Origin of the sequence: Enterococcus sp. AZ128 (genome assembly GCF_051714485.1) — a bacterium.
Classification (GTDB): Bacteria; Bacillota; Bacilli; order Lactobacillales; family Enterococcaceae; genus Enterococcus_A.
In genome coordinates this window covers 560692-574176 of record NZ_JBIORZ010000002.1, presented here as the reverse complement: position 1 = coordinate 574176, position 13485 = coordinate 560692, and the positions used below count along the sequence as shown (strand labels likewise).

The 13485-nt window shown below is 40.6% G+C and carries 13 protein-coding genes; 9 read left to right on the top strand and 4 right to left on the bottom strand.

Annotated elements, in window-relative coordinates; translation table 11 throughout:
* Positions 1–154 precede the first annotated feature (154 nt).
* From IGI38_RS14500 to IGI38_RS14465, 8 genes are all read left to right on the top strand, one after another.
* A complete protein-coding gene (locus IGI38_RS14500) occupies positions 155–955 on the top strand; it encodes a DUF4931 domain-containing protein (protein ID WP_438731878.1) in 801 nt (266 codons plus the stop codon).
* Between the two features lie 179 nt (positions 956–1134).
* The gene (locus IGI38_RS14495; RefSeq protein WP_438731875.1) at positions 1135–1890 is read left to right on the top strand and encodes a hypothetical protein; all 756 of its coding nucleotides are present in this window, start codon (positions 1135–1137) and stop codon (positions 1888–1890) included.
* Between the two features lie 345 nt (positions 1891–2235).
* The gene (locus IGI38_RS14490) at positions 2236–2601 is read left to right on the top strand and encodes a hypothetical protein (protein ID WP_438731872.1); all 366 of its coding nucleotides are present in this window, start codon (positions 2236–2238) and stop codon (positions 2599–2601) included.
* A gap of 338 nt (positions 2602–2939) precedes the next feature.
* Positions 2940–3776 carry a PRD domain-containing protein gene (locus tag IGI38_RS14485; protein ID WP_438731869.1) on the top strand — a complete coding sequence of 279 codons (837 nt, stop codon included), beginning with the start codon at positions 2940–2942 and terminating at the stop codon, positions 3774–3776.
* 15 nt (positions 3777–3791) lie between these two features.
* The gene (lacG, locus tag IGI38_RS14480) at positions 3792–5192 is read left to right on the top strand and encodes a 6-phospho-beta-galactosidase (RefSeq protein ID WP_438731866.1); all 1401 of its coding nucleotides are present in this window, start codon (positions 3792–3794) and stop codon (positions 5190–5192) included.
* Positions 5193–5279: 87 nt separating this feature from the next.
* Entirely contained in the window at positions 5280–5600 is a 321-nt protein-coding gene (locus tag IGI38_RS14475; RefSeq protein WP_438731863.1) for a PTS lactose/cellobiose transporter subunit IIA, read from the top strand.
* A 15-nt stretch (positions 5601–5615) separates the two neighbouring features.
* On the top strand, positions 5616–7298 hold the full coding sequence (locus IGI38_RS14470) for a PTS lactose transporter subunit IIBC (RefSeq protein ID WP_438731861.1): 1683 nt from the start codon (positions 5616–5618) through the stop codon (positions 7296–7298).
* 99 nt (positions 7299–7397) lie between these two features.
* Positions 7398–8171: a DeoR/GlpR family DNA-binding transcription regulator gene (locus IGI38_RS14465; protein WP_438731858.1), complete on the top strand. Its 774-nt coding sequence runs from the start codon at positions 7398–7400 to the stop codon at positions 8169–8171.
* Positions 8172–8344: 173 nt separating this feature from the next.
* Here IGI38_RS14465 and IGI38_RS14460 read toward each other — a convergent pair whose 3' ends face one another.
* From IGI38_RS14460 to IGI38_RS14450, 3 genes are all read right to left on the bottom strand, one after another.
* Positions 8345–8818 carry a GyrI-like domain-containing protein gene (locus tag IGI38_RS14460; RefSeq protein ID WP_438731855.1) on the bottom strand — a complete coding sequence of 158 codons (474 nt, stop codon included), beginning with the start codon at positions 8816–8818 and terminating at the stop codon, positions 8345–8347.
* 69 nt (positions 8819–8887) lie between these two features.
* Entirely contained in the window at positions 8888–9538 is a 651-nt protein-coding gene (locus IGI38_RS14455) for a DUF998 domain-containing protein (RefSeq protein WP_438731853.1), read from the bottom strand.
* Positions 9531–10166, bottom strand: coding sequence for a TetR/AcrR family transcriptional regulator (locus IGI38_RS14450; RefSeq protein WP_438731850.1), 636 nt, complete (start codon positions 10164–10166; stop codon positions 9531–9533). Before IGI38_RS14450 ends, IGI38_RS14455 begins: the two co-directional genes overlap by 8 nt.
* A 295-nt stretch (positions 10167–10461) precedes the next feature.
* Between IGI38_RS14450 and IGI38_RS14445 the strand changes: the two genes are divergently transcribed.
* A complete protein-coding gene (locus IGI38_RS14445; protein ID WP_438731847.1) occupies positions 10462–12216 on the top strand; it encodes a 1-deoxy-D-xylulose-5-phosphate synthase in 1755 nt (584 codons plus the stop codon).
* A gap of 161 nt (positions 12217–12377) precedes the next feature.
* On the opposite strand, the gene IGI38_RS14440 is transcribed toward IGI38_RS14445, so the two are convergent.
* Complete coding sequence (locus tag IGI38_RS14440) at positions 12378–13340, bottom strand: sialidase family protein (RefSeq protein ID WP_438731844.1); 963 nt, start codon at positions 13338–13340, stop codon at positions 12378–12380.
* Positions 13341–13485 lie beyond the last annotated feature (145 nt).

Sequence of the window (13485 nt, the reverse complement as noted above, 5' to 3'; positions counted from 1 at the left end):
ATGATCAATCAAAAATTTTTTTCTACCATTTCTGATGAAGAAAAGTGCTATCATTGGAATGGTTGATAGTATGTTTATACCCAGTGTATATGTAGGGCACATAACAGTAAGAAAAATGATTATTAAAGATTATTCAGATAGGAGTTACTTATTTATGAACAATAGTAAAGAAGTAGGGTCGTTAGTCTTTTTACCCCAAGCAGCTAACGGAAAACCTCAACATATGAGCGCTGAGAAGAACGGCTGTCCCTTTTGTGATTATGGTGAAGAGGAAAATATTCTTAGAAGAGAAAAAGAATTGCTTTGGGTTCTTAATAAATACCAGACCCTGCAGGATACCTTTCAAACGATCATTATTGAAACCAATGACCACAATAAGGATATTTCTACCTACACGAAGCAAGAAAATCGGGAGCTATTTAATTTTGCCTTCGATTGTTGGCTAAAAACAAAAAACGATCCGCAATTTGAATCAGTGCTCATGTATAAAAATCATGGGCCATTATCGGGTGGCAGTCTGAAACATCCGCATATGCAGATCGTAGGATTAAAAGCGATTGATGGAGAAGCACAAATTTACGCTGAAAATTTTACTGGTATACCTGTACTAGCAGAAAAGAATGTAACGATCAATTTCTCGACCCATCCTGTGATGGGCTTTTTAGAGATCAATATCATTGTTGATTCTAAAAAATCAGAAGGGATCAATTATCTAGCTGATTATGTTCAAAGAACGGTCAACTATGTGCTGAATGACTATCATTATGGTCGATGCGACAGCTACAACTTATTCTTCTTTGAAGACGCAGGAAAGTATATCGTGAAATTAACACCGCGTTTTATCGTTTCGCCTTATTATGTGGGCTATCGATTGGCTCAGAATTTTTCTGAGGAGCATTTACTTACTTTGCGGGATCAGTTTCGGGAAAAGTTGTTGGATGAGGGAAAATTATAGTTCTAAGAAGCCTTTAGAGTAATTCAGATTAGGCTAAAAAAAGGGTTGCCAGCCACCGGAGTGACTGGCAAAATGAAAAAGATTATCGGGTTAGGTATACTGTAATAGGTGGAACTTAATCGAACCTTAAACAGAAGTATAAGTTATCAAAAATCACTCTATTTTTTGGAGGAATCAAGATGAAAACCAGTAGTTATTTAGTGTTAGGACTTTGTTTACTATTTTTATTATCGGGCTGTCGTTCAACAGGAAATAAAGAGAATGATAAATCTGTAGGTTCCACGGATATCGAGGTATCTGTTACTGCAAAAAGCGACTCTTTAACTTCGGAGACATCCTCAAGTTCACCTTCTGAGGTTCAAGAGACACAGAGTACTAGTCAGGCAGATACGGTTACCAGAAAAAATAATCCTCAATTGAGCGACGCACAAAAAGCTCAAATCAATCAGGTTTTTTTTGATTGGGCGGGTCAGCGTGCGGCTATTGGAAATATGGCAGTGAGTGAGTGGTATTTTGATCATGGCGCAGCAGGACATGGTGACTGGTATGCGAATACGCCGGATGGTCAAGTTCAGGTGCAAAATAATAATATGCCTGGAAAAAGTGCTTTCCCCATTCATGCAATCGGTGGCTGTGTCTTTTATACGGCAAAAGATGGCGGTGTGGGAAAACAGGAATTATTCGCTGATTCATTCGCGTCAAATTACTCGGTGAAAATGGACTTCAGTAAACCAGTGAGCAAATACTTGCTCGGCGACAATGGCAGAGTATATGAATTAAAATCTGGGAATGGGGTAGCGTTAAGCACAAGCACAGGGTTTGGCGAGTACGCGGATGATGGCAGTCAAGGAGAATATACACCGAGCCAAGCGTTTCAAATCTCAGAAGATACTGCTGCACATGAGAAACTTCAGGAACTGATCCAGTCGTATTGATTAAGCTGAAACCTACATTTTGATAGAGTAAAAAGGGTAACGAATGACATACGCTGTGATTCGTTACCCTTTTTTTGTCTATTAGCTATCGAAAACAGGTTAAATTGAAACGCTGTAACAGCACCTATTGAAGTACTAACGGAACAAAAATAAATTCAAAATACTGAGAAAAAGAAAAAAGATTGAGGAACAACAAAAATAAATGCCATGCTATCCTTTTACTACGAGTGAGTGATGATAGGAGACTTTATCAAAAGAACAGAGTAGGATTTTTGAGTCATTGTAGCTGCGGTAATTAATCGGACAGATAAAGTCAAAAGTTTTAGAAAGAAGGAGTGGTTAACGATGCAAGACAGAGTACACTACGTGATCTATTGCAGTGAAGAGGAGGAGGAAGGGTATATCTCGGGAACTAGATTTTCGGAACAATTACGATACTTGCTATTGACCAAGTTAGATATCTATTCATGTCCTGACGATGTGATCCCGTTTTTTGCGAGTCAAATAGCAAAAATAAAAACGTATACATGCAAGCAGTTAGCGCGTAAAACGATTGCGAAATATTCTTTATGTGCGAATATTACCGACACAGAAAGCTTGATGATAAGAAAATTGAATGATAGAGAGGGCGAAGTTATTACTAGATGCCGCAACGCTGTAAAAGATGGGGAAAACCTACGGCGAGAATTTCAAAAAATAAAAGATAGATGATTATTTGAGGACAAGAAGTACGTCGAATTTTATTTCTTTACTAATTATCCAGAGGAAAATGCGGATAGCGGGGCTATGTATGAGCTGTTGCATCTGTCGCGATAGATAGAAAAGTCGGAAATTTTTTTGCTTAGAAAGAACAGTCCGATTGCTCAGTTCGAAAAAATTTAAACATTTTTGTTTGAAAGTGTTTACAATTGAGTGGGATGATGCTATTATAATGTTGAAATTTGAATATTAGTGGATTGTTACTATTGAATTAGGCAAAAACCGCAGGTAACTGATTGATCGCCAATCGGTTGTTTGCGGTTTTTTTTCGTCGAAAGAGGTGAGGAAAGGTGTACAGGGTAGTACAGGTGTTAAACAATAATATCGCCATCGTAAAGAAAAACAATGAACAGGCGATAGCGATGGGAAAGGGACTCGTTTTTCAAAAGAAAAAGGGAGATTTGCTGTCGGAGGATTCGATCCAAAATCTCTTTGTATTGAAAAGTGAAGAATCAAAGCAAAATTTTTCTTTCTTACTAAAAGATGTGCCGCTGGATTTTATCACGACAGCTTATGAAGTCATCGAGAATGCCGTCAAGAAATATCAATATTCGGTGCAGGAGTATATTTACGTCACGTTGACCGACCATATTTATTGGAATTATAAACGTTTGGTAAAAGGCGAGTATCAAAATAGTCTTTTGCCTGATATCAGTGAGCAATATCCGACAGAGTATCAAATTGCTGAAGATGCTCTGAGAATTATCAAAGAACGGTTGGATATTGCGTTTCCAGAGGATGAGCTTAAAAACATTAGTATTCATTTCATCAATGCACAGGGGAAAACGCCGGAACCGGTGACTTCTCCGCCAGATTTTTATGATGATCAGAAGCGGGTGCTAGAAATTATTGAGGAGTACCTGCGGAAAAGGAATATTGTTCGAACAGAAAAAACGCAAAATTTTTATGATCGCCTAATGATTCATCTGCGTTACATGTTGGAACGAACGGAAGAAGTAGAAGTTGATGAATTTGCAAAAAAATTGGAAGCGGATTTAAAACGAGATTATCCGGAAGCCTACAGTGTGGCGGAGGGAATGTATCAGATCATTAATGAGACGATAGGATTAAAGTTAAATGCCAGTGAACAGGTTTATTTTACGATTCATATTCAACGATTACTTTAAATGGAGGATAAGAGCATGAAAAAATTACCAGAACATTTTATTTTTGGCGGAGCGACTGCTGCATATCAGTGTGAAGGCGCAACGAAGGAAGGCAGAAAGGGTGCGGTTGCTTGGGACGAATTTTTGGAAACGCAAGGACGTTTCAGCCCTGATCCTGCTAGTGATTTCTATCATCAGTATCCAGTAGACATCGAGCTATGTGAAAAATTCGGTGTGAATGGTTTGCGGTTATCAATCGCGTGGAGTCGCATTTTCCCAGAGGGAACAGGGGGGCCGAACCCGGAAGGCATTGCTTATTACCACGATATTTTCAAGCAATGTAAGGCGCACAATGTGATTCCCTTCGTCACATTGCATCATTTTGATACACCGAAGATGCTATTTGATCAGGATGATTTTTTGAATCGAGACAACATTGATGCATTTGCGAATTATGCAAAATTCTGTTTTGAAGAGTTTACCGAAGTCGAGTATTGGAGCACGTTTAACGAGATCTATCCAGTGGCGACGAATCAATATTTGCTGGGTGTTTTTCCACCGGGGATCAAGTTTGATTTCACCAAAATCATTATGTGTCTCCACAATATGATGGTGGCCCATGCGAAAACAGTGAATATCTTCAAGGAGAATGGCTATCCTGGCGAAATCGGCGTCGTTCACTCACTGGAGACAAAGTACGCAAATTCAGATTCTGAAGCGGACAAACATGCGGCCTTTTTAGAAGACGCTTTGTCGATCCGCTTTTTATTAGAAGCGACTTATCTTGGTCGCTATAGTGATGAGCTGTTAAGTGCTTTGGATGAAATTTGTGAGGCACAGGATGCGACGTATGAGTTTTTGGAAGAAGATTATGTAGAAATGGAAAAGGCCTCTCAGCGAAATGATTTTCTGGGGATCAATCATTACCACAGTCATTTTTGCAAGGCTTATCAAGGACCGAACGAGATTTACCATAACGGCACCGGGGATAAAGGTACCTCTGTCTATCGCGTGAATGGGATTGCCGAACGGGTATATCGCGACGATATTCCAAGAACAGATTGGGATTGGCTGATCTACCCACAAGGACTGTATGACTTATTGATGCGGATCAAGCAGGACTACCCACATTACAAAAAGATATATATTACAGAAAATGGCATGGGCTATAAGGATGATTTTGAAGATGGAATCATCATGGATACGCCGCGGATCGACTATCTTCGTCAATATTTGGGTGCGCTTAGTGATGCGATTGAAGATGGCGTCAATGTGGAGGGCTACTTTTTATGGTCATTGATGGATATGTTCTCATGGACGAATGGGTATAACAAACGCTACGGACTATTTTATGTAGATTTCGAGACACAGGAGCGCTATCCGAAAGAGTCTGCTTATTGGTACAAATTTGTTAGTGAAACGAAAACCATTATTTAACTTGCTGCGGAAGAAATTAGTAAAGAATTTCTTCCCAACTCAGCGGTTGAATTGACAAGGGATACATTGGTGCAGGAGGAGAAACTTATGAACAAAGAAGAATTACAAATGCTTGGCTTTGAAATTGTCGCCTATTCAGGTGATGCTAGAAGTACATTGATGAAGCTATTAGGTGAGGTTCGTCAAGGAAATTTCGAACATGTTGATGAAGCGTTAAAGGATGCGGACGAAAATTTAAAGCTGGCACATAATTCGCAAACGCAGATACTTGCGGATGAGGCAGCCGGCAGCAATTTAGATATCGGTTTTATTTTTATCCATGGTCAGGACCATTTGATGACCACCTTATTACTGAGAGACTTGGTGCAGGATTTTATTGAGCTTTACAAAGATAAATTTCAAGTGTAAAGGAGAGTAACGGCTATGAATGCAATTATCAAGCAAATTGAAAAGGGCAAACCCTTTTTCGAAAAAATATCGAGGAATATCTACTTAGGCGCCATCCGTGATGGTTTTCTAACAGCGATGCCGGCCATTTTATTTTCTAGTATTTTTATCATGATTGCGGCGATCCCCGAGGTATTCGGGGTTGCTTTGCCAGAAGCAGTATCGACTTGGCTATGGAAGGTCTATGGTTATTCGATGGGAATCGTTGGGTTACTGGTAGCGGCAACTACCGCCCGCTGCTTAGCTGGTTCCATGAACCGCAGACTAGAGAATGGGAAATCCATCAATGAAGTATCAGTCATGCTGGCATCAATCGCGGGCTTCATGATGTTGAGTGTGGAGCAGATCGATGGCGGTTTTGCCAGTGATTTTGTGGGAACGAAGGGATTATTGGCTTCCTTTGTCGCTGCATTTCTGACGGTCAATGTCTATAAATTCTGTGTGAAGCGGGATATTACGATTCGGATGCCAAAGGAGGTTCCGGGAACAATCTCACAAATGTTTCGTGATGTAATTCCTTTTTCCTTCGCTGTGTTCGGAGCAGTTTTGATTGATCTACTATTCCGGAATGTCTTTCATGGTTCTTTTGCGCATACAGCAATCAGCGCATTGCAGCCGCTGTTCACCGCGGCGGATGGGTATTTAGGAATTGCGATCATTTGGGGTGCGATGGCATTATTCTGGTTTGTTGGTGTGCATGGGCCATCGATCGTGGAGCCGGCGATTGCTGCTATTATTTACGCGAATGTTGAAACGAATCTGATGCTTTTCCAAAATGGCGAACAGGCTTCGAAGGTATTGACTGTTGGTATGGGAAACTTTGTCGGAACGATGGGGGGAACTGGGGCAACATTGGTGGTGCCATTTCTATTCATGCTGTTCGCTCGTTCAAAACAGCTGAAGGCTGTCGGAAAGGCCTCCTTTGTTCCTGTTATTTTTGCAGTGAACGAGCCGTTATTGTTTGCGGCACCCATGATTTTGAATCCGTATTTCTTTATTCCGTTTTTACTGGCGCCAATCGTCAATGTTTGGATTTTCAAGTTCTTTGTTGATGTTCTAAGTATGAACAGTTTCATGTATGTCTTACCTTGGGCAACGCCTGCACCGATTGGCCTTGTTTTGGGAACGGGAGTCAGTGTGTTAGCGGTTGTCCTTGCGTTGATCTTAATTGCGGTGGACTCGGTCATTTATCTGCCGTTTATCAAAGCTTATGATGCTGTCCTGTTAGAGGAAGAAAGTAAGAATGCGCAGCTGGAAGAAGTAAAATCGGAAGTCGGAGAAATAGTTGCAGAATCAGGAGGCGGAATAGTCGAGGCGCTGTCGGAAGATACGTTAGAGAAACTAAGTGACGGGAAACGCGTCTTAGTTCTGTGTGCGGGAGCTGGAACAAGCGCTATGTTAGCCAATGCACTTGAAGAAGGCGCAAAGGAGACGGGCGCCAATATCCAAGCCCAAGCAGGCGCTTATGGGTCGCATTATGATATTATGAAAAACTTTGACCTAATTGTTCTGGCGCCTCAAGTAAATTCGTATCTGGCTGACATTCAAAAGGACGCAGAAAAAGTCGGAGTTAAGGTCGTAGCGACCAAAGGTGCCGAATATATTAAATTGACCCGTGATCCGAAGGGGGCCGTAGATTTTGTTTTAGCAGAAATCTAATGGAACAGCGTACGAGTTTTTTAGAAGGTACTTGAAAAACTTCAGTAAATTGCTTCGTCGCAATTCTTAGCGATAGACAACATTAGCGGAGGTATACACATGTTGAAGGCAGAACGGCATCGTTCAATTCTAATGCTGTGTGATCGATACGAATCGATTACGGTCAAATTTATCCAATCTGAACTGGATGTTTCGGATATGACCGTTCGGCGGGATTTAGAAGAGCTCTCATTGGAAAATAAGCTGATACGGTTCCGCGGCGGGGCTCGAAAACTTGATCTACCAAAAGAAGCAGCTTTTGATGACGCCCTCGAACTCTCCCACAGTGAAAAAAAGAAATTGTATACAGCAGAGAAGGAGCATATTGCGAAAAAAGCGGCATCTCATATCACAGAACGGGATGACACGATTTTTCTGGGACCTGGCACAACCATTGAATTGATGACACAATATATCGAGCCCTCCTCTTTACGGATCGTTACAAATAGTTTGCCAGTTTTTACACTGTTAAATAAAACAAAACGTTTTGAACTCTATTTAATTGGCGGTCTATATCGAGAAAAAACTGGAGCGTTCGTTGGTTCGATCGCTAACGCATCCGTCCAAAAAATTGGAATCAAAAAGGCTTTTGTTGGAGCAAATGGACTCAAAGGATCAGAAGTTTCTAATTTTAGTATTGAAGAGGGAACGTTGCAGAAAATTGTACTAGATAACGCAGCAGAAAAATGCCTAGTGTCCAATGCGAACAAATTTGATCACAGCGATTTTTATACGTTCTATGACTTGCGGAAAATCGATAAATTATTTACAGACACTACGCTTTCAGACGAACTGAAGAGTTATTATCAACGCTATACGGAGATTATTCAATAGTGTGAAAAAAGCCTTAACAGTCAATCTTAATAGATGACTGTTAAGGCTTTTGTTGGTAAATTATCTAAATATCTCCTATATTAAAATCGTCGTGCTTATCTGCATTAAACATTTTGTGAGGTATCCAATGCATTTTTTTCGCATGTTTTTTAAGTTTAGTCTTTGTACACAGACTAACTCATTTTCTCAACAGGAATCGACATCTCAGTTAGATACTCATTTTCTGGCTGTTCCTCATTGTTTAAATAGTGATAATAAATACCGCCAACGGCTTCATAGCCATGGTCAGGTATCCATTTCATGAGCGTCTCCAATGTTGGGTCTTGTTTCTCATAAGGACCTCGATCGATAGTTAGAGCAATCGTGCGGATTGGCTGGGTCAAAGATTTAATTTCATCTTTACCCTCAAATACTCTTGGTGTAGTAAAGCCGATCTCGACATCCAATTTTTCTAAATCAATATTGTGGAAACAGACGATTGGACCGCTGCTTGGTAAGGCGTTGTTTTCTTCGATCAGCTGAAGGATCGAGTTAATGGCCTCTCCCATAAAATTCGCGTAGTCTTCGAAAAAGTTGATTGTTTTACGAAGCGTCAGCATAGGCTGCTCTGGTAACTGTTTTAGCATGATATCGGCTATTCTTGTCATGATGGTGTCCTCTTCTCGTATTGTATTTAGAAAAATCATAACAAAGCCATCAATGTTTTTGCTTGTTCCCTAGTGCTCAATTTGAGTGTATTCTTTAGAAAATCCTCGAAACAGATAAACTCCTAAAACACTATTGAAGCCCATTGCCGCAAAAACACTGAACCGCTCAGGAATGCCGAAATACTGGATAGGAACGACATTGATTCCGATAGCTCCAGCAATCATAAAGAAGAGTGCAATCGTCGCCCAGGTTGCTAATGGAGTATATTTTTTGGAACGAAAACCGCTGATGATCAGGATGAACAGGGAGGCGATCGACAGCACAACCACCAATACGGTCACAACTACATGCATAATGTCCTGAAAGGTCCCCGCAAAACCGCTGTCAGTTAATGGAAACATTGTATAGCCTACAGCTGATAGCCACATCATGGCCGCAAATAAATAAATTCCTATGCGTAAAGATTTGGTCAGCTTCCCTTGAATAAAGACACAGACCATCATACTCGATACGACACTGCCTATTCCCGAAAGAGAGGACAGCTGGTTCCACACGATTCGTGAAGGAGAATTATCCGCGCTTAAATCACTGACTGCCTGTGCCATCCAGTCATATCCTGGATATGCCAGTGGGCTGAACAAGACAGCCGCCGTGTAGGACAAAAGACTGACCATGCCTAATAATCCCAGCCATTGAATCAACGCTCGTTTTTTAGTCATTTTTTTCAGCTCCGATCTGATACAAGGCATGAAAATGACGGATATGTTGCTCCAGCATTTTTACGACTTCCATCTCTCTTTCGGGATGACGATCACAGATCGACAGTAAAAGGTAGATTGGTGCATAAAATTGCAACGCCATAATTTGCGGATCGCCATCCCGAATCACTCCTGCTTGAATCAGCAGGGCAAATAGCATTCCTTGATAGGTTAAAGGATCATCCGCGTATTGCTTAGTATACATAGCTGCCAGTTCATTATCTTGAAATTGTTCGATCGTCAGCAATTTACGAAAGTTTACCGCATAATCATCATGTAAAAAGAAGTCAAACAGTTTTTTACCCAGTGATACGAGCTGTTCCTCTGATAGCCCATCAAACAACGCGGCATCCGCACGGCTATTGCGGCCATCCATCTGCACTGCCGCCATATTTTTCTCATACCGGGTATTCATTTCTGTTAAGACCGCATCAAAGATCTCTTGCTTATTTTTGTAGTGCTTATATAAAGAAGGGGCCTTGATCCCAACTGCTTTAGCGATCTCGTCTACACTGACCGCGCCGTACCCTTTTTGAGCGAAGAGGCGAGCAGCTTCTGTGACGATCTTTTCTTTGGTAGTTTGTTTCATCATTTTTTCTCCTTGGCTAATAGTCGTTAGCTTAAGTTTAGCTAATAGTTATTAGCTTGTCAAATCACGAATGAACTTTCTTGGTGATTATTTCATTCGTTGAATGTATCTGTTGTTGACGAAAAAAAATCTTTCTAAGTAAAAAATGATTTGACCTAAACCTAACTTTAGGTGCTAGAATAGTTGAACATTATCAAAGAGGACGTTTTAGAGTTCTTCTAGTGATAAACAATGAATTTTTCATTTTGGAAGTTCAATCGAACATTTTCAACAATGAGATAGATGGAGGAATACAGTGCTATTAGAGAAGATTAATAATCCAAAAGATTTAAAGAAAATGTCTACAGAAGAGTTGTCAGAGCTTGTTACTGAGGTAAGAGAGGGCTTACTAGAAAAAGTTAGTCAGCATGGTGGTCATAATGGACCTAATTTAGGTGTAGTCGAGATGACGATTGCGCTGCATTATGTATTTAACTCACCAAAGGATAAATTTATTTTCGATGTGTCTCATCAATCCTATGTTCATAAAATGCTGACTGGTAGGAGAACAGCGTTTACAGATGCTGCTCACTATGATGATGTATCAGGATATACGAATCCGCAAGAAAGTGAGCATGATCTTTTTTCAATTGGACACACTTCCACGTCACTTTCCTTAGCAAATGGTGTTGCTAAAGCGCGTGATTTAAAGGGTGAGGACGATAATGTCATTGCGATCATTGGAGATGGTTCATTATCTGGCGGACTCGCCTATGAAGGGTTGAACAATATTGTTGAACAAGCGACCAATACGATCGTGATTGTAAACGACAATGAACAATCAATTGCGGAGAATCATGGAGGCCTTTATCAGAACCTTCAAAAACTGAGAGAGTCCAATGGACAAGCGAAGGACAATTTCTTTAAGGCCTTGGGATTCGAGTACCATTATTTAGCTGATGGCAATGATTTGAACGAACTGATTGGTTTATTTGAAAAAATAAAAGATATTCAACACCATGTCGTCCTTCATGTGCACACGATTAAAGGGTACGGCTTCAAGTTTGCTGAGGAGAATCGCGAAGCCTTTCATGCTGGAGGGCCATTCAGTTTAGAGACAGGAGAATATTTGTCAGCGGGAGGCTCTGGTCAAACGTACAATAATGAAACAGCCAATTTTCTAATGAAAAAAATGGCAGCCGATCCTAAAGTTATCACGATAAACGGCGGAACTCCAATGATGCTGTTTTCTCAAGAACAGCGGGAAGAAATAGGTAAACAATTTGTAGATGTTGGAATTGCTGAAGAACATGCGGTGACTATGACTGCTGGTTTGGCGCAAAATGGTGCAAAACCGATCTGGGCGGTATTTTCAACCTTCATGCAGCGAAGCTATGACCAAATTTCTCATGACTTGGCCTTAAATAATCTGCCGGGTACGATATTAGTCTTTAGCGCATCAATTAACGGAATGAATGATGAAAGCCACTTAGGGATTTTTGATATCCCATTCTTAAGCCATATTCCAAATATTGTTTATTTGGCACCAACGAACAAGGAAGAATATTTAGCGATGTTGGATTGGTCAATTGAGCAAAACGATCATCCTGTTGCGATTCGCGTTCCAGTGGGAGAGTTAAAAGAGAGCGGAGTAGCAGATACTACCGATTATGGACAGCTTAATAAAAATGAAGTAACACAAAAAGGATCGCAGGTAGCACTATTCGGCTTAGGAAATTTCTACGAGCGAGCGGTCAACATTGCTGACGAATTAAACAAGACTCATGGTATCAAAGCAACAATAATCAATCCAAAATTTATTTCTGGTTTGGATAAGCTCTTACTGGACTCTTTAGAAAAAGACCACAAACTAGTTGTCACACTGGAGGACGGCATCTTAGAAGGTGGGTACGGTCAAAACGTAGCCAGCTATCTTGGTGATCGAGAAATAAAAGTAATGAACTATGGTGTAGACAAAAAATTTCATGACCGTTATAACGCCGAAGAACTTCTCCATCAAAATGGCCTGTCTGTAGCCAGTATTGTACAACGGATTCTATCAGTAATTTGATGAAAGCAAGGCCTTTGATACGTCTAAAAAGGGTTCTTCAAAGGATTCGTGGATGAAACGCAATAGAATTTGCTAGTAAGTTGATTTTCCAAATTAGATAAAAAACGTGTTCGCACTCATTTACTTCAATAAGGGTGCGAACACGTTTTTAATTGTGTATTTTAAATTGCTGTGGATTGGCTTTCGTCCAGCTCGTCATCATTTGGCAGAAGATCATCAGGGATGGAATCTAAGATATCTTGAACACTGGGAATCTCGTAGCCCTCGGGTTTTTCTTCTGACCAAGTTTTTCCGCCATCGGTAGAATAGAGTGTTTTTCCGTCCTCGGATTGCTTGGTGATCACAGATTTGATGTTATCCGTGAAGCCTTCAGGCGCTTCGTCGGTCCATGTTTTCCCTCCATCTGTGGAGTATTGGGTTTTTCCATCTTTGATTCTCATTGAAACGCCGTCTTCAACAGGAACCGTAAAGCCGTTTTCTAGCCAATCTTCTACTTCTTTTAGCGGATCTGACCAAGTCTTCCCGCCGTCTTCGGAATATTTCCACTGATTCTCTTTTGGATCAAATTCGGAAACTTTTTTTCCATCTTCGCTTTTCCAAGTCAATTTCCCATTTTTATCGACTTCCACACCTTCAGGTTTTTCTTCCGTCCAAGTTTTCCCACCATCAGATGAGAATTTCCATTTGTCGTCTTCTCGTTTCATGATCACGCTGCTTCCATTTTCATCACTGAAGGGAAATTTAAAGGTATCTTCTGTGGATGTAGTGTTGATGTTTTCTGATTTTGAGCTTTTGTAACGTAAGCGGCCATCTTCGTCTTCATAAATACCATCTGGAGGTGTTGTCGACCACGAGATTCCTTCATCAGATGAGAACTCCCATCTGCCGTTGTTCCGTCGGATTTTCACATCGTCCACGGATGTTTTTGCTTTCTTCTTTGGAAAGGTCACTTCTGTTTGACTATTGGCTTTTGCTTCAGTAACCGCTTTGCCAATATTATAGGAGACGACTGAAAGTCCGATCAATACGGTGAGTACAACGACTCGGACTGTGAACGGAATTGCACTTAGAAGGGTAGACACAGTTGATTTAGCTGAACGATTAGTGGTTTTTCTGTTTTTCATATAAACGCCCTCATTTCAATTTTTATAAGTTCACTATAATCGGGAAACCTATAATGAAGCTGTAGTCCAAATAAATGACTGAAGAAAGGAGAGAGAATGTATACTTTTAGTAAAGAAAGCTTTTATTACTCGTGTTATTTTAGCG